Source organism: Leisingera daeponensis, assembly GCF_019801465.1.
Lineage (GTDB): Bacteria > Pseudomonadota > Alphaproteobacteria > Rhodobacterales > Rhodobacteraceae > Leisingera > Leisingera daeponensis_A.
The window spans coordinates 513,348-530,173 of sequence record NZ_JAHVJA010000002.1; the positions used below are offsets into that span (position 1 = coordinate 513,348).

17 protein-coding genes are annotated in these 16,826 nt (G+C 62.5%); 7 read left to right on the top strand and 10 right to left on the bottom strand.

Translation table 11 applies throughout. The annotated features are described in order from the left end of the window. Window positions 1–30: 30 nt before the first annotated feature. The 5 genes from KUV26_RS07235 to KUV26_RS07255 form a co-directional block, all read right to left on the bottom strand. Entirely contained in the window at window positions 31–576 is a 546-nt protein-coding gene (locus tag KUV26_RS07235; RefSeq protein WP_222507850.1) for a sarcosine oxidase subunit gamma, read from the bottom strand. After that, window positions 569–3,514 (bottom strand): sarcosine oxidase subunit alpha family protein, encoded by a 2,946-nt coding sequence (locus KUV26_RS07240; protein ID WP_222507851.1) that lies wholly within the window; start codon window positions 3,512–3,514, stop codon window positions 569–571. The genes KUV26_RS07235 and KUV26_RS07240 overlap by 8 nt, the downstream gene beginning before the upstream one ends. Next, the gene (locus tag KUV26_RS07245; RefSeq protein WP_222507852.1) at window positions 3,511–3,780 is read right to left on the bottom strand and encodes a sarcosine oxidase subunit delta; all 270 of its coding nucleotides are present in this window, start codon (window positions 3,778–3,780) and stop codon (window positions 3,511–3,513) included. Before KUV26_RS07245 ends, KUV26_RS07240 begins: the two co-directional genes overlap by 4 nt. A 66-nt stretch (window positions 3,781–3,846) precedes the next feature. Continuing rightward, a complete protein-coding gene (locus KUV26_RS07250) occupies window positions 3,847–5,100 on the bottom strand; it encodes a sarcosine oxidase subunit beta family protein (RefSeq protein WP_222507853.1) in 1,254 nt (417 codons plus the stop codon). 270 nt (window positions 5,101–5,370) lie between these two features. Next, on the bottom strand, window positions 5,371–6,801 hold the full coding sequence (locus KUV26_RS07255; RefSeq protein ID WP_222503911.1) for a Glu/Leu/Phe/Val family dehydrogenase: 1,431 nt from the start codon (window positions 6,799–6,801) through the stop codon (window positions 5,371–5,373). A 336-nt stretch (window positions 6,802–7,137) separates the two neighbouring features. On the opposite strand from KUV26_RS07255, the gene KUV26_RS07260 reads away from it, so the two are divergent. Genes KUV26_RS07260 through KUV26_RS07270 form a run of 3 tightly spaced genes read left to right on the top strand, consistent with a single transcriptional unit; the run spans window position 7,138 to window position 9,933 of the window. Next, entirely contained in the window at window positions 7,138–8,763 is a 1,626-nt protein-coding gene (locus KUV26_RS07260) for a TadE/TadG family type IV pilus assembly protein (RefSeq protein ID WP_261399766.1), read from the top strand. Beyond that, window positions 8,760–9,296 (top strand): TadE/TadG family type IV pilus assembly protein, encoded by a 537-nt coding sequence (locus tag KUV26_RS07265; RefSeq protein ID WP_222503912.1) that lies wholly within the window; start codon window positions 8,760–8,762, stop codon window positions 9,294–9,296. The genes KUV26_RS07260 and KUV26_RS07265 overlap by 4 nt, the downstream gene beginning before the upstream one ends. Window positions 9,297–9,300: 4 nt before the next feature. Beyond that, window positions 9,301–9,933, top strand: a complete 633-nt coding sequence (locus KUV26_RS07270) for a TadE/TadG family type IV pilus assembly protein (protein ID WP_222507854.1) — start codon at window positions 9,301–9,303, stop codon at window positions 9,931–9,933. A 6-nt stretch (window positions 9,934–9,939) separates the two neighbouring features. Here the strand turns inward: KUV26_RS07270 and KUV26_RS07275 are convergent, their stop codons facing one another. After that, window positions 9,940–10,416 carry a hypothetical protein gene (locus tag KUV26_RS07275; RefSeq protein ID WP_222503914.1) on the bottom strand — a complete coding sequence of 159 codons (477 nt, stop codon included), beginning with the start codon at window positions 10,414–10,416 and terminating at the stop codon, window positions 9,940–9,942. 103 nt (window positions 10,417–10,519) lie between these two features. After that, window positions 10,520–11,476: an NAD(P)-dependent oxidoreductase gene (locus tag KUV26_RS07280; RefSeq protein ID WP_222508007.1), complete on the bottom strand. Its 957-nt coding sequence runs from the start codon at window positions 11,474–11,476 to the stop codon at window positions 10,520–10,522. A gap of 121 nt (window positions 11,477–11,597) precedes the next feature. On the opposite strand from KUV26_RS07280, the gene KUV26_RS07285 reads away from it, so the two are divergent. Beyond that, a complete protein-coding gene (locus tag KUV26_RS07285) occupies window positions 11,598–12,473 on the top strand; it encodes a LysR family transcriptional regulator (protein ID WP_222507855.1) in 876 nt (291 codons plus the stop codon). A 78-nt stretch (window positions 12,474–12,551) separates the two neighbouring features. On the opposite strand, the gene KUV26_RS07290 is transcribed toward KUV26_RS07285, so the two are convergent. Continuing rightward, on the bottom strand, window positions 12,552–13,739 hold the full coding sequence (locus KUV26_RS07290; RefSeq protein ID WP_222507856.1) for an adenylate/guanylate cyclase domain-containing protein: 1,188 nt from the start codon (window positions 13,737–13,739) through the stop codon (window positions 12,552–12,554). Window positions 13,740–13,937: 198 nt separating this feature from the next. Between KUV26_RS07290 and KUV26_RS07295 the strand changes: the two genes are divergently transcribed. Both KUV26_RS07295 and KUV26_RS07300 read left to right on the top strand, forming a co-directional pair. Continuing rightward, complete coding sequence (locus KUV26_RS07295) at window positions 13,938–14,849, top strand: pirin family protein (protein ID WP_222507857.1); 912 nt, start codon at window positions 13,938–13,940, stop codon at window positions 14,847–14,849. A 73-nt stretch (window positions 14,850–14,922) separates the two neighbouring features. Next, window positions 14,923–15,225 (top strand): antibiotic biosynthesis monooxygenase family protein, encoded by a 303-nt coding sequence (locus KUV26_RS07300; RefSeq protein ID WP_261398677.1) that lies wholly within the window; start codon window positions 14,923–14,925, stop codon window positions 15,223–15,225. A gap of 8 nt (window positions 15,226–15,233) precedes the next feature. Here the strand turns inward: KUV26_RS07300 and KUV26_RS07305 are convergent, their stop codons facing one another. Then, window positions 15,234–15,713: a GNAT family N-acetyltransferase gene (locus tag KUV26_RS07305; protein ID WP_222503919.1), complete on the bottom strand. Its 480-nt coding sequence runs from the start codon at window positions 15,711–15,713 to the stop codon at window positions 15,234–15,236. Next, on the bottom strand, window positions 15,710–16,297 hold the full coding sequence (locus tag KUV26_RS07310; protein WP_222503920.1) for a TetR/AcrR family transcriptional regulator: 588 nt from the start codon (window positions 16,295–16,297) through the stop codon (window positions 15,710–15,712). The genes KUV26_RS07305 and KUV26_RS07310 overlap by 4 nt, the downstream gene beginning before the upstream one ends. A 167-nt stretch (window positions 16,298–16,464) precedes the next feature. Between KUV26_RS07310 and KUV26_RS07315 the strand changes: the two genes are divergently transcribed. Then, window positions 16,465–16,716 (top strand): hypothetical protein, encoded by a 252-nt coding sequence (locus tag KUV26_RS07315; protein WP_222507858.1) that lies wholly within the window; start codon window positions 16,465–16,467, stop codon window positions 16,714–16,716. The last annotated feature ends 110 nt before the right edge of the window (window positions 16,717–16,826 follow it).

Here is a 16,826-nt window from a genome sequence, read left to right on the forward strand (position 1 = left end):
CTCCGGGAATCAGTTGGTGATTCCAGAAGATTACCCGCGTGCCGCGACAGCTTCCATGGCTGTTTTCAAGTCATGCACAAGCGTTTTCGCCATCGAGCGGAACACCATGATCTGAAACGACTGCGGGCCAGTGCGGGTCACCGAGGCCATCATGTGCTTAAGTTCCGTGCGCGCGGTATGGCCGCGTTTGAAGACTTGAGGCCGCAAGTCCACTGGCACCAGCCGCGCCAGCACGTCCTCCGCTCCCTGTCCTTCCAGCCGAACCACTGCCCAGGCATCGCTCTGGTCCGTCAGGGCGGCGTGCTTTGCCAGCCCCGCATCGGGTGCAGGCCCCATCAGCAGGGCCATATCCCGGCCGAACCAGACTGCCCGGCTGCCTGCCTTGCCAGTGGCGCGGTTCGGCGCCGGGAACGCCATGCCATGGGCTGCCTCCAGCGCCTTGCCCAGCACCTTCAGCTGTCCATTGAAGGGCGCAATGGCCCACATTGCTCCAGGATGCTCCTCGGTCAGGCTCATGCCGCCGATGGTTGCCGGAAGCAGCCCGTCACAGGGGCTTTTTGCAATCAGTTCAGCCACGGGCACGGTCTCCTTCGGGGTCAAAGAACACAGGGGAAACAACCTCGCAAAGGGTATCAACACCACGCATGTGGTCGACCAGGCGCACGGTTTCGCCGATCCGGTCCGGCCCTTCCTTGAGGAACGCAAGCCCAATCGGAAGCCCCAAGGCCGGCGAATAACCGGCCGAGGTCACATAACCCTGATCATAGATCCGCTCCACCGGGTCGCCGGGTGTGAACAGATGCGCGCCGGCGGTGATTTCCTTGGCGGCACCGGCGGGTTTCAGGCCTACCATACGCATCCGGTCCTCCGCCATCAGGCCCTCGCGGGCGGCCATGGCCTTGCCCAGGAAATCCTTCTTCTTGGACATCATCCCCTGAAGCCCGAGGTCGAAGGCTGTCACGGTGCCGTTGATCTCCGCGTGGGTAATCAGACCCTTCTCGATCCTGAGCACGTTCAGCGCTTCCATGCCATAAGCGCCGCCGCCCATCGCCTCCGCACGCTTCAGCAGCTCGCGGTACAGGCTCTCGCCATAGCGCGCGGGCACCGCCACCTCATAGGCATGCTCGCCCGAGAAAGAGATCCGGAACAGCCGCCCCTTAACGCCCAGCACGGTCGCCTCGCCGCAGCCCATGAAGGGCCAGGTCTCGCCGTTCACATCATCGTCCAGGAGCCCGTCCAGAAGCTGCCGCGACTTGGGTCCGGCAACAGCAAACTGAGCCCATTGCTCAGTCACCGACGTAAAGCGCACGTCCCATTCCGGGTAGAGCGCTTGGGAGACAAATTCCATATGCGCCATCACCTGCCCCGCAGCGGCGGTGGTGGTGGTCATGACAAAATGGTTCTCGCCCAGCCGTGCGGTGGTGCCGTCGTCCATAACAAAGCCGTCTTCGCGCAGCATCAGACCATAGCGCACCTTGCCAACCTTGAGCGTGCTGAAGGTGTTGGTGTAGAGGAAATCGAGGAACTTGCCTGCATCCGGCCCCTGAATGTCGATCTTGCCCAAGGTGGAGACATCGCAGATGCCCACGGCCTTGCGCACCGTTGTTACTTCCCGGTCGCAGGACTGGCGCCAATTGGTCTCGCCCTGTTTCGGGAAATAGGCAGCGCGGTACCACAGGCCGACCTCCAGCTGATGCGCCCCACGGGTGTGGCTCTCGCCATGCGAGGTCAGGAAACGCTGCGGTTTGAAACCCTCATCCGTGGCCCCTGCCCCCATTGCGCCGATGGAGACCGGTACAAACGGCGGGCGGAAGGTGGTGGTGCCTGTTTCGGGGATTGTCCGTCCGGTGGCATCCGCCAGCACCGCCAGCGCCGCTACGTTGGAATTCTTGCCCTGATCGGTCGCCATGCCTTGGGTGGTGTAGCGCTTCATGTGCTCGACCGAGCGGAAGTTTTCGGTGGCCGCTTGTTTCACATCCTTCACGGTCACGTCGTTCTGGAAATCGAGCCAGGCCCGGCCCTTGCCCGGCACCGCCCACAGCGCGGCGATGCGGTAGGGATCGTCCTCCGCCTCCGGCAGATCGGCAGCGGCGGGTTTCAGGTCCAGCGCCTCCAGCACTTTGCCAGCAGCCTCCGCGCCTTCGCGCAATGCGCCTGCGGTGGAGAAGATGCCGTTGCAGGCGCCCGCTGTGACCATGCCCGGCACCGCGCCTACGGAGGGCACAAAGGCCAGCGCCTCGCGATTCCAAACTGGCCGGCTGTTCAAATGGCAGGTCAGATGCACAGACGGGTTCCAGCCGCCGGACATTGCCAGGCAATCGGTCTGGATCTTTTCCTCGCCCTTGACCGAGCGCACGGTGATGCTCTCGACCCGCTGACGGCCCGCGGAGCCGCAAACCTGCGCGCCCTTGATCACCTGGTACGGCCCGCCATCCGGCGCCTCGTGGCGGCTGTCGATCACCGCTGCGATATGCACGCCCGCGTCATGCAAATCGCGCGCTGTGCGGTGGGCCTGGTCGTTGTTGGCAAAAACGGTGACCCGCTCGCCGGGTGCCACGCCCCAGCGGTTCAGGTAAGCGCGCACGGCGCCGGCCATCATGATGCCGGGCCGGTCGTTGTTGCGGAACGCCACCGGTCGCTCAATCGCGCCGGCCGCCAGCACCGCGTGCTTAGCTGCAATCCGCCAGAAGCATTCGCGCGGCAGATGGCTGCTCTTCAGCGAATGGCGGCGCGGCAAGTGGTGCGAGACCCGCTCCAGAGCGCCGTAAGTGCCCTGGTCATAGGCGCCGGTGACGGCGGTCCGGGTCATCAGCCGCACGTTGTCCATCGCCTCGAGCTCAGCCAGCACTTCTGCCGCCCATTCATGGCCCGGCTTGCCGCCGATCTCCTCGCGTTCTGCCAGCAGGCGGCCGCCCATGCGGCTGTCTTCCTCACACAGGATCACATCCGCCCCGGCCCGGCCCGCGGTCAGCGCCGCCATCAGCCCGGCAGGGCCGGAACCGATCACCAGCACATCGCAGAAGGCAAAGGCCTTTTCATAGCGGTCCTGATCCGCCTCGCCCGACAGCGCACCAAGGCCTGCCGCATTGCGGATCATCGGTTCGTAGACTTTCTCCCAAAACGCTGCGGGCCACATGAAGGTCTTGTAGTAGAACCCGGCACCAAAGAATGGTGCTGCCAGATCGTTCACCGCCATCACGTCGCGCTCGACCGAGGGCCAGCAGTTCTGACTGCGCGCCTCAAGCCCCTCGAACAGCTCCTGCTGGGTGGCCCGCACGTTCGGGTCCTGCTGGCCGCCGGTACCGATGGTCACCAGCGCATTCGGCTCCTCGCTGCCCGCGGTCAGCACCCCGCGCGGACGGTGGTATTTAAACGACCGCCCTACCAGATGCACGTCATTGGCCAGCAGCGCCGCGGCCAGCGTGTCGCCCTCCAGCCCCATCATGTGGCGGCCGTTGAAGGCAAAAGTGATCGGTTTCGCGCCCTGGTTCAGGCCCTTTCCGGGAAGTCTCATTTCTCACCTCCCAGCCCGGCCTCGGAGGCCAGCTGCACCGCCAATATCTCATGCGTCGCGGTATCACGGGTCACCTTAAGCCAGGAATTGCAGCCCATCTCGTGATACCAAAGCTCGTCCAGCGGCCCCGCCGGGTTCTCCCGCAGGTTCACATATTCGTGCCAGGCATCCAGATCCGCGCCCTCAGCCGGACGCACCAGCGCGGCACCTTTGTAATAGAATTCGCGGCGGTCCCTCTCACCGCAGAGCGGACAGGTAATTCTCATGACCGGCGCCCTTTCATCTTTCTGAAAATACTCCCGCCGGAGGCATACCCGGCGCACCCCAAACGCTTAGTGCAGGTTATGCTGCGCACCGGCCCCCTCCTCATCCATCAGGCCAACCCCGCTGCGGAAGCGGTCAAGCTTGAACCTCGTGGCTGCCCCATGCGGACGGTCCGTGGCGATCAGATGCGCGTAAACGCTGCCCGAACCCGGCGTTGCCTTGAATCCGCCGTAGCACCAGCCGCAGTTCAAATAGAGGCCATCGATCGGCGAATGGTCGATGATCGGGGAGCCGTCCGGGGTCATGTCCATGATGCCGCCCCAGCTGCGCAACAACCGTGCCTTGCTGACCGCAGGCACCATCGCCACGAAACTCTCCATCGTGTGCTCCGCCATCGGCAGATTCCCCCGCGCCGCATAAGAGCTGTAAAAGTCCAGGTAGCTGCCAAAGACCAGCCCGCCCTTGTCCGACTGGCTGATGTACAGGTGCCCCTCGGCAAAGGTGATCACGTGGTCCACGATGGGCTTCAGCCCTTCGGAGACAAAGGCCTGCAGCACGTGGCTTTCGATCGGCAGGGTCAGCCCCGCCATCGCCGCCACCTGGCCGGAGCGGCCCGCGGCAGCCAGCGCCACCTTCTTGGCGCGGATCGGGCCGCGGGCGGTCTGCACGCCCACGACCTTGCCGTTCTCGACATCGATACCGGTCACTTCGCAATTCTGGATCAGATCCACCCCGCGCATGTCGGCGCCGCGGGCAAAACCCCAAGCCACCGCATCGTGGCGCGCGGTGCCCGCCCGGCGTTGCATCAGCCCGCCCATGATCGGAAAGCGGTTGTTTTCGAAGTTCAGGAACGGCGCCAGTTCGCGCACCTGCTCGCGGCTCAGGATCTCTGCGTCATCCCCCTGGTTGACGATGGAGTTGCCCCGGCGCACGGCGGCGTCGCGCTGGCCGTCGTTGTGGAACAGATTGATAATGCCGCGCTGGGACATCATTGCGTTGTAGTTGAGATCCTGCTCCATCCCTTCCCAGAGCCGCAAGGAATGGGAATAGAACTCCGAGTTGCCAGGCAGGTAATAGTTTGCCCGGACAATGGTGGTATTGCGCCCAACGTTGCCGCCGCCAAGGTAGCCCTTTTCCAGCACCGCGACATTGGTGATGCCGTGCTCCTTGGCCAGGTAATAGGCCGTTGCCAACCCATGGCCGCCGCCGCCGATGATCACCACGTCATATTCAGATTTGGGTTCAGGATCCCGCCAATGGGGCCTCCACCCCTTGTTTCCGGTGAGCCCCTCCCGGAGCACACGCCAGCCCGAAAACCGCATGTCGTCCCTCCTCGTCAAATCGCTTGTCCGCACCCGGAAAATCACTGACCCGGGCCTTGGCAGCATTGCTACCTGCTTTCGCCTGCCGCTCCTAGCCCCAAGGCTCAGCGCGCGGTACTTCAGCATCGCTTTGCCGCAAATCACACGAACTATTCACTTGTGTCTAGTGCTAATTGCGACGGCAGGCGACGCATTGCGGGTCCAGTGCAAGAAAACGGGGCGGAGAGTTGCCTCTCCGCCCCTGTTAACCCTGTCAGGTGTTGCCCGCGCTCAAAGACCCTTGGCGTGGTAACTTTTGGCGACCTTGTCGATCGACACCAAGTAGGCAGCGGTGCGCAGGTCGGTCACGTCGTCACGGCTGTGCCAGACTTCGCGCATCGACTGGTAGGCCGCCCGCATTGTGTCATCCAGGCCGGAGCGCACCAGTTCCAGCTCACCTGCGCCCTTCAGGTATTTATCCTTGAAGTCCGGAGACATCGACCAGGTGTTCCCCATCACGTCGTCCAGACGCTGAAGCTCGTCAATCACCAGCTGGTGGCGCGCCTCTTCCTGGCGGCGCTGCATGCGGCCGAACCGGATATGGCTGAGGTTCTTCACCCACTCGAAATAAGAGACCGTCACACCGCCCGCGTTGGCGTACATGTCAGGAATAATCACGCAGCCCTTCTTGCGCAAAATTTCATCCGCCCCGGCAGTCACCGGACCGTTTGCCGCCTCGATGATCAGCGGTGCCTTGATACGGTCGGCATTGGAGAGATTGATCACCCCCTCCAAAGCCGCGGGTATCAGGATGTCGCACTCTTCCTCGAGCAGCGCCGTACCGTCCTCGACAAATTGCGCATCCGGATAGCCCGACACGCCGCCGTGCTTCACGATCCAGTTGCGTACGGCCTCCACGTCCAGGCCGTCATCACTGAAAAGCCCGCCGTCCCGTTCAATGATGCCGGTAATACGCGCGCCATCCTCCTCGGAGAGGAATTTCGCCGCGTGATAGCCCACATTGCCGAGCCCCTGAACAATGATCCGTTTGCCATCCAGCTTCCCGGACAGCCCGGCTGCGGCCATATCCTCTTCGTAGCGGAAGAATTCGCGCAGCGCGTATTGCACACCCCGGCCAGTCGCCTCAACGCGGCCGGAAATGCCGCCCGCATTCAGCGGCTTGCCCGTGACGCAGGCCTTGGCGTTAATATCGGTCGTATTCATCCGCGCGTACTGGTCGGCAATCCAGGCCATCTCGCGTTCGCCGGTGCCCATGTCGGGCGCGGGCACGTTCTGCGACGGGTTGATCAGGTCGCGCTTGGCTAGTTCGTAGGCAAAGCGGCGGGTGATCAGCTCCAGTTCATGCTCTTCATACTCGCGCGGGTCGATGCACAAGCCGCCTTTGGAGCCGCCGAACGGTGCTTCTACCAGAGCGCATTTGTAAGTCATCAGCGCCGCCAGCGCCTCCACCTCATCCTGGTTCACACCGGTGGCATAGCGGATCCCGCCCTTCACCGGCTCCATATGCTCGGAATGCACCGACCGGTAGCCGGTAAACGTGTGCATGGCTCCGCGCAGACGCACCCCGAAGCGCACCGTGTAGGTTGCGTTGCAGACCCGGATCTTCTCCTCAAGCCCTGGCGGCAGGTCCATCAGCTTGACGGCCCGGTTAAACATCAGGTCCACGCTCTCGCGGAAGCTCGGCTCTGTGCGGCTGCTCATTGAAAATTCTCTCCGTGCTCAAACATCGACTCGCTGCCGATGATGCCCTCACTCTATCCAGAGACGCCAGGAGAGTGCGACCTTTTTGACCCTTTCCGTTCAAAAAGAATCGCATCTCAGGAAGCGCCGCGCGATTCGCTATTTATGGGGAGCGATTGTCTCCGCCCGAGCTACAACCCGCAGAAAACGCGAAAGATTGGAATTTCCACTCAATACAATCGCGGGGAATTCGGCAAAATCCCGCCGCAATTCCGCCAACTTTACAAAGCAATAATTAATGGAAATCCGCTGCAGAAGCCGAGCTGGCCCGTTCCCCAGCCGGAAGGGGGTATTTAGATGAGTATGCACTATAAGAATTCCACTGCACTGGGCAATCCGCTCGTGCTGCGCTGCTTAGGCAAGGTTAAGTCCTTCCTCAGGGAAGAGGATGGCGTCCTGGCAAAGCCCATGATCGCCACGCTGTTTCTCATGCTTGCCATCGGCGGCATCGGCGTCGACCTGATGCGGATGGAGCGCGACCGCACCAACCTGCAATACACGCTGGACCGCGCAGTGCTGGCCGCTGCCGACCTTGACCAGCAGCAGGAACCGGCGGCGGTGGTGCAGGACTACCTCACAAAAGCCGGGCTTGCCGACTACTACCAGACACCGGATGTGCAGCAATCCCTCGGCTACAAGAGTGTGGAAAGCACGATTAACGCCACATTCCCCGCGCATCTGCTGAAGTTTGCGGGAATCGGCGATCTTCCAGTCTATGCAAATTCACGGGCCGAAGAAACCATCGGATCCGTGGAAATCTCCATGGTGCTCGACATCTCCGGATCGATGGCCTCCAACAACCGCCTGACCAACCTCAAGGCAGCGGCACACACTTTCGTGGACCAGATCACCCAGAACACGGACACGAGCAATCTGTCCATCTCGATCATTCCCTACGCCACCCAAGTGAATGCGGGGCAGGCCCTGCTCAGCAAGTATACCAATGTCACACAGGAACACGACTATTCCTATTGCGTGAACTTCATCAAGGACCAGTTCAGCAAGCACACGCTGGACCGGAATGAGAACCTTGAGCGCACTGCGCATTTCGACACGTTCACCTACTCGGAGAACATGATTTCCTCGCCGGTTTGCCCCACGAGGGAAGGGTCGGAAATCCTGCCCTTCACCAATGACGCCACACGGCTTCACGATTACATTGACCTCCTCACGGCAGGCGGCAACACGTCTATCGACATCGGCATGAAGTGGGGCAGCGCCCTTCTGGATCCGACCGCCCGCAGTGTCGTGAACGACCTGATCACCGACGGTGTGATCGACGCATCTTTTGCAGACCGGCCCACAGACTATGGCAGCGGTGATACGCTGAAGATCATCGTCCTGATGTCTGATGGCCAGAACACCAATCAATACATGGTGAACCCGTCACGGCGCGAAGGCCTGTCGGATGTCTGGTACAATCCAACTTCCGACTCCTATTCCGTCTATCACTCAAACGGGACCAAGAATTACTACTGGGAGCACATGAACCGCTGGGAAGACCACCCCTACGGCGACGGCACCTATCAAACCTGCAACTATTATGGCTGCACTACCCATACGGAAGAAGGGTCTTCAACCCGCCTGACTTACCCGGAGCTGCACGCCCGCGCCTCTCTGGCCTGGATTGCCCGCTACATCTACGAATTCAGCAGCAGCGCCTGGGCCGACTGGTTTACGGCAGGCCGGTATTTCCACAACCGGACCGCTAAGGACCAGCACACCAAGCACATTTGCGACATCACCAAGGACCAGGGCGTGATCGTCTATTCTGTCGGCTTCGAGGCTCCTTCCGGCGGCATCAAGGTGCTGGAGGACTGCGCCAGCTCGCCCGCACATTTCTTTGATGTGGAAGGCTTGGAAATCACCGACGCCTTCTCATCAATCGCGACTTCCATCCGTCAGCTGAGGCTCACCCAATGACACACCGCATCCAAACCGCTCTGCGCCGGTTCCGGCACCGTGAGGATGGCAATGCTTCGCTGGAGTTTGCCCTCATCATCCCCGCTTTCCTCCTGATCCTGATGTCCACAGTAGAACTGGGCATGATCAACCTTCGCCACTCGCAGCTTGAACGCGCCTTGGACCAGACTGTCCGCGACATCCGTCTGAACACCGGTGCTGGCCTGCAGCACGACCAGCTGCGCAATGCGATCTGCGAACGTTCCGGCTTCATCCAGGAATGCTCATCGTCCCTGCGCCTGGAAATGATCCGCCTCGACCCGTTCAACATGGCGGCGATCGATCAGACGCCGGATTGCTTAAACCTTGTCGAAGAGGTCCAGCCGGTCCGCTCCTTCGAAAACGGCCAATCCAACGAGCTGATGTTCGTCAGGGCCTGCATGAAGTTTGACCCGCTGTTTCCCACCTGGGGGCTTGGCGCAAATCTTCACAAAGATGCAGACGGCCGTGTCCAGTTGATCGCATCTTCCGCATTCGTTCAGGAACCGAGGTAACGCCATGCTGACACTCTTGTCCCGCCGCCTGCCCGGCCGCACACCCCGTCCGCTGCGCAGGTTCGCCGAAAACACCCAAGGCAACGTCTCCATCGAGTTCGCCATCTACGCACCATTGCTTCTGGGTCTGTTCGCCGCCATCTACACGTTCTTTGACGCCTTCCGGCAAGAGAGCATCAATCTCAAGGCCGCCTACACGATCTCGGACCTCATTTCGCGTGAGACCAATTACGTGAACGAAACCTACATCGACAGCATGCACACGCTTGCCGCCGAACTGGTTCGAGCCGACTCGCAGTTTTCAACGCGGATCTCGGTGGTCCGCTGGGATGAAGGCGATCAGCGCTACTACGTCGACTGGTCCAAAGTCCGCGGCGCTGCCTTTTCCGAATGGGACGACGGTTCGATCAGCAATGTCGAAGAGCATCTGCCGACCATGCCTGACCAGGAACGCGTGATCCTTGTGGAGACCTGGAACGAGGTTGATCCAGTGTTCAACGTCGGCTTGCCCAAACTGGATGTCCAGAACTTCGTTTTCACCCGGCCGCGCTTTGCGCCCCAGGTAGTCTTTGTCGAGGATAAGGGCAACGGCAAGAACCACAACGACAATGCCGAGAAAGCCGGGCCGCCCGCCTGATTGAGATCATCCTTGGCCGCGCTGCATCAGCATCGCGGCCAGGATTTCCGACATCGCCTTGCCCTGCGAGCCCGGTGTCACACCGCCGATGCCGATACGGCGGCCGGACCGCCACCAGAGCCCCGGCATCCAGGCGCGCCCGCCCGGCACACTGCTGCGGATCAGAAATCCGTTTGACGGTTTGAAGGCAAAAAAGCCCCGGTCGATCGCCTCGATGTCCTCAACCCGTACAATAACCTGACCGTCCGAGCTGCGCAGTTCCTCCGCCGTCAGCTCGATACGGTGGACAGTGGCCTGCCACATCCGCACCGCCAGCCAGAGCGCCCCAGCCCCAACAGCCAGCAGAAACACCAGCCAAGCCGGCGAAGGCGGCGCGGCGAAGGCGACATAGACGAGCAGGCAACCGGTCACCCCCAGCATCAACGTGCCCATGACACGCCGCCCCGCCGAGGCCTCGATCGTGGCCAGAACTTCCTTGCTCATCCGCTGCTCCCCTTTGCTGTCCTGACGGGCATAGACCGGATCAGCAAAAGAAAACAGCCCCCGGCGCACCAGAGGCTGAATACAGCCGCGTTGACCCGCAACCTTACCCGGCAGCAGCGCGGCGCACGATTACCTCGTAACCCGGCTCCTCCGGTTCGTCATCGATCAACTCCTGCGGGAAACCCGGTGCGGTTATCGACAGGCCGGTGGCCTCTTCCAGCCGTTCGATCATGCGATCGGACTGCGCCCGCTCACCGTAGCGGCGCTGACCGTCCTTCATCATCTCAATCATCAGCGGTGACAGCTCCAGCGGCACGTTGTGGCGGTCAGCCAATGTCTGAAACAGGCCGATGTCCTTCATCACCAGATCCATGGTGAAATTCACATCGCGCGAGCCGGACAGGATCAGCTGGCTTTCGGTTTCATGCGCAAAAGACGTGCCCGAGGACATCGAGATCGCCTCAAAGGTCATGCCCAGGTCCATGCCGCAGGCCTTCATCACCGTCAGCGCCTCGCAGACCGCCAGCAGGTTCATGTTGGCCAGGTAGTTGGTCATCACCTTCAGGGTCGAGGAATTGCCGATCTCCCCCACATGCAGAATACGGCGGCCCATGGTGGTCAGGATCGGCAGGATGCGGTCGAAGGTAGCCCGCTCGCAGCCCGCATAGATCGAGATGTTGCCGGTGTCTGCCCGGTGGCATCCACCGGAGACCGGGCAGTCAACCGGCTCGCCGCCGCGTTCGACTATCAGGGCACCCAAGCGTTTGACTTCCTCCACATCGGTGGTGGACATCTCCATCCAGATTTTTCCGGGCTGCACATGCGGCAGCATTTCGGTGACGACGGCGTCCGAGGCCGCCGGGCTCGGCAGGCAGGTGATCACCGCATCGCAGTCCTGCATCATCTGCGCCGGGCTGCCGCCTGCCTTGGCCCCGCGTGCCACGAATTTTTCAACCAATTCCGCGTCCAGATCGTGCACCGCCACTTTCAGACCATTGCGCACCAGGCTGCCTGCCAGCTTGCCGCCGACATTGCCGAGGCCGATGAAACCGATCCTCATATCCGTTTTCATGTCCCGTTTCTCCTCCCGGGGTATCCGCTTGCGATATGGCTAGCTTGACCCGCGCCAAAACTAAAACGAATAATAAGCCGATCTGGCCCTAAGAATTTTTGCAGCACAAATGTCCGATTTACCCAATCTTGTCTGGCTTCGCGCCTTTGAGGCCGCGGCCCGCCTGCAAAGCTTCACCGCCGCTGCCGAGGAGCTCGGGCTGACCCAGGCTGCGGTCAGCCACCAGGTGCGCAGCCTGGAAAATAGCTTTGGCATCACCCTGTTCATCCGCCGGTCGCGGCATCTGGAGCTGACGCAGCTGGGCCACGCATACTACCCTTCAGTTGCGCAAGCACTGACCGATATCGCTTATTCTACCCGCGGGCTGCTGGGGCATGCACAGACCCGGACAGTGACCCTGCGGGCACCGGTATCTACTGCAGTCCTGTGGGTGGCACCGCGGCTGGGAGTGTTTCACGCGGCCCACCCGCATGTCCGCATCCGGCTGATCTCCGCTGTCTGGGCCGACAGCACCCAGGATGAGGATGTCGATATCGATCTGCGTCTCGGCCCGTCCGGCTGGTTCGACCGCCGGGCGCATCTATTGGCCACCGAGAGCGTCATTCCCGTGGCCAAGCCGCAGCTGGCAGCAGAGCTGCGCTCTGTAGACCAGCTGCTCGGCCAGACACTGATTCACATCCACGGCTACCAGGACCATTGGCTGCGCCTGTCGGAGCAGGAGGGCGTGCCGCTGAAAGACCGTACTGCGGCGCTCTATGTCGACACATCGCTGGCAGCAATTGAGATGGCGGCCTCCGGTGCCGGGGCCGCTATGCTGATGCGCCGCTATGCTGAACTGCCCTTATCTCTGAACCGGCTGGCGCCAGTCCTGGACGCGGAAATTCCGATGGGCCAGGGCCATTATCTGATGCCTGCCGCCGGCGAGGCACCCAACAGCGCCGAGGTTGCTCTGGTGCGGGACTGGGTCGTGTCTTTGTTCAATTAGGCAGAAATGCCGGCGCGCCCCTCCCGGCGCTTCAGCTCGACGGCAGTTCGCAGCGGGGAGCGGGCGCGGCCTCCAGCGTCACTTCAGCGGAACCGCAAACACCTCTTCCTGCGACCGCAGCCCCTTCAGGCTGATCGCCCCCAGAGACCGCCCCTCCAACCCTGCCCTGGCCCGGAACTCGGACGACACCAGCAGGGGCTCATCCTTGGCACCGCACAGTTCGGCAACCCGCGCGGCCAGATTCACGTCCCGGCCAATCACCGTGTAATCCAGCCGCATCCCCGACCCCACGTTGCCAAAGGCGGCCTCACCAAAATGCAGTGCAATTCCGGCCTCGAACCGCGGCTGTCCCGCACGGGCGGCAACCCGCGCCAGGCCATCGCGGGCAGCGGCAAGCGCCTGGGCACAGGTCTGCGACCAGTCCTCCCCGGCGCGGAAAACCGCGAGGATGCCATCGCCGATCAGTTTCAGCACCTCGCCTCCCGCCGCCTCGACCGGCGGCACGATGCAGTCGTAGTAGGCATTGAGCAGACCGGTCGCCTGTTCCGCGCTCATGCCCGCGGTCAATTCGGTAAAGCGGCGCATGTCGGCAAACAGGATGGCGGAGCGGATCCGCATCACCTCGCCCCGGTGCACGTCGCCCGAAAGGATCCGCCGCTGCGGCTCCTCACCGACGTAGATTCGCAGTACTTCCTTCATGGTGCGGGCGGTGGACAGGACTTCCTGGCAGGCCGCCAGCGCCGGAAACACCGCGCGCAGAAAGCGGATGTCCTCGTCAGAGAACCCCTCGGCCGACTGAGTGGAAAAACTGAAGATACCCGCCGTGCCGATCCCCATGAACACCGGCGCCATGATATAATGGGTGTACCCCTCCGCCTTCAGATCCGGGACGATGCCGTATCGGTCGTCCGGCGTTTCCGGCAGCCACAGGACCACCCATTCACCGGTCCGGTGCACGTCAGCTGCCGGCGAGCGGGCATAGCCATCGCCGCTCCCCTCGTTGAACGGGAACAGCTCGCTCCGACTGCCTTTCCCGTGCTCCCAGAAGCGAGCACTGGCCACCGCCTCAGCATGCAACAGCTGCACGATGGAAGCCGCCCGCTGCAGCGGCACCCCGGACGCCCGGATCAGGCTGCACATCTTCTCCAGCACCTGATCCGGATCCGCGGCAGTGCGCCCCTCCTCCAGCATGTAGGAGATCAGCCGCAGAGCGACCTGCAGGCGGGCCGGCGGCAGTTGCAGCAGGAGGTCGGGTGTCTGCGTCATTTGCTCAGGCTACTCCGCAGCGCCTGCGCCCGGCAACGGCAATGCTCCCGCCCGCCCTTGGCGCCTGCGCCACTGCGGCCCGCCGCCTGCAGGGAGCGTTTGTTCGCGTCCGCACAGCACCCGTGTCCGGCGGCAGGTTTCACGGTGGCAGCGCACCCCCTATCTTAGCCGCAGTCAACGTTTACAGGAGGCATTGAGATGTCCCTCAGACCCATTCTCGAAACCCGCGCCGCCCAGCCCCACACCGAGGGCGCCGGCGTCAAGCTGCACCGCGCCTTCGGCTTCCAGGACCCGTCGGAACTGGACCCGTTCCTGCTGTTCGACGACTTCCGCAATAACAACCCCGAGGACTACTTGCGCGGCTTTCCCTGGCATCCGCACCGCGGCATCGAGACCATCACCTATGTGCTGGCCGGTTCTGTGGAACATGGCGACTCGCTGGGCAATGCGGGCACCCTGGGTGCGGGCGACGTGCAGTGGATGAACGCCGGGTCGGGCATCCTGCATCAGGAGATGCCCTTGGGTAATGCCAAGGGTCAGATGCACGGGTTCCAGCTGTGGGGCAACTTGCCTGCCAGCCAGAAAATGACCGCGCCGCGCTACCAGGACGTGAAGGGCGCCGACATCCCCGAGATCATTGATGATGACGGCACCCGGGTGAAGGTGATCGCCGGCGGATTCTGGGGCAAACGCGGGCTGGTGGACGGCATTGCCGCAGACCCGCAGTACTTGGATGTCTTTGTCCCGGCTGGCGTCAGGAAGACCCTGCCGATCGACACCTACCGACGGGCGTTCGCCTATGTGTTCGAAGGCGAGGCCGCCTTTGCCGATGCCTCCCCCCCGCAAGGGGTGCTGCTGGAGAAGGAGGTCGCAGGCCAGGAGGTCAACATCCGCGACCTGTCCGGCGACCGCACCTTGATCCGCTTTGGCACCGGCGACGAAATCACCGTGCAGGCAGGCCCCGAAGGCGTGCGCTTCCTGCTGATCTCCGGCGCGCCGTTCAATGAGCCGGTCGCCTGGCACGGGCCGATCGTGATGAACACCCAGGCCGAACTGCACCAGGCCTTCCGCGACCTGCGCAACGGGACGTTCATCAAACCCGCACACTGACCGGTTGCGGCCCCGCCATTCGGACCCTTGATGTGCTATACTCCCCTCATCCAAAGCTCAGATGGGGGGAGACATGATAATCCGCGTGTTCCGCGCTACCGTCCGCGACGACAAGATAAAGGAATTCAAGGACTTTCTGACAAAAACCGCTGTGCCGCATGTGCGCCGCCAGCCAGGTCTGGTGTCCGTCACCGCCGGGCTGCCCCGGCCCGAATCTCCCGCCACATTCTGTGTGGTCATGGTCTGGGAAAGCATCGAGGCTCTGCAGGCTTTTGCTGGGGAGGACTGGGAGCAGCCGCATGTGCTGCCCGAAGAAGACCCGATGGTGCTGAGCCGCCAAATCGACCACTATGACATGATCGGCCTTTTGAGCTGAGCCGACCGTCAGCTGCCGGAATGCCAGCTATAGACAATCTCCGCGCCCGCAGGCTCCGGTGTGAATCCGGCTTTCTCCAAGACCCGGGACGAGGCTGCATTTTCCCGCATGACGCCCCCGGACAGGATGACGCCGCTGCCTTGAAAATGCGTCTGCAGACCGCAAATCATTTCGCTGGCCAGCCCCTGCCCCCAGACTGTTTCGGCGAAGAGGTATCCAAGGTTCCGGGTGCTGCCGGTTTCTTCCGGCAAGGACAGGATGATCAGCCCGGTTCCCGCCCCCGCAGCATTGCGCAATGCCACAACCTCCGCCTGCTGAGACACGCGGCTCAGGAAGCCCCGGCGCGCCTGATCGCCGTCCGGCGATTGAAACCCTTCGGGTAGCCATTGCACCACTGCCGGAGCGAACAAAGCCGCAAGTTCGTGGCTTGCCAAGTCCTGCCAAGGCAGGGCCTGCAGGCGGCGGGTTCTTAAATTCAGCAGGCTCACGCGCTGACCGCCTTCTGCACCATGCCCCAATAAACCCGCTCCACCTCATCCAGCGAGAGACGCCCCTCCGAGCGGTACCAGGTGTTGACGCCGTTCAGCATCGCAATCACCGCAAGCGTTGCGATCTTGGTGTCGGGGATGGAGAACACCCCCTGCTCCACGCCTTCCTTCAGAATGCCCTCCACCCCGTTCTCATAGACACGGCGCAGCGATTCGATGACGGTGAAATTCTCCTCCGTCAGGTTGCGCAGTTCCATGTAGGCGATGAACACCGCATCCGGACGCTCCAGGTGAAAGCGAATGTGAAAGCCCGTAAAGGCGCGCAGACGGTCCATCGCGTACGCCGCCCGCGGCACCGAATCCCAGGCGGCCTGCAGTTCTTCCATGTGGCTGGACATCAGGCTGAACAGCAGGCTCTGCTTGTCCGGCGTGTAATTATACAGCGCCCCAGCCTGCACCCCGACCTCCTTAGCGATCTGGCGCATCGATACCGCAGCATATCCATGCTGCGCAAACAGCCGCAAAGCCGCCTCGCGGATGCGGGGGCCGGTGATGTCGGAATGGGAACCTTGGGTGCGTGCCATGGCCTGACAATAACTGAACAGATGTTCAGAAAAAAGAGCGAATGCCGCTGACAGCGACTTCCGCCTGGCCGCTCCTGCGCGACCATCGGCCGTTTGCTGCGGGAAATCAATTGTACCCGTCCGCCGGACATCCTAAAACCGGACCGGCAGAGCATAGGGATTGGGCAATGCAGGTTTTGACGCCGATCGCACTTCTTCTGGCCGTGGCCGCCGCGGCCTGCACCCGTGTGCCTGAGCTGGAAGACCGGCTGACGCCTGACCTGCGCAGCGCGGATTATCCCCGCCTGCTGCCGCTCGATGACGCCCTGGAGCCGCTGGACCCGCCGCAGCAGGCCAGCCAGGAACTCAAGAATGAGCTCGACGCCCGCAGCGACCGCCTGAAACGCCGCGCCGAAGCCGTCAAAAAGGCCGAAATCTGACCGCTTCGCGGCATTCCTGCCCGCATCCTTCAGCCTTGTTCCGCAGCGGCGTTGCACGCTTGCGCCGAACCCGCTAAGGCGGGGCGGACAAGTTTCGGACAAAGGACCCG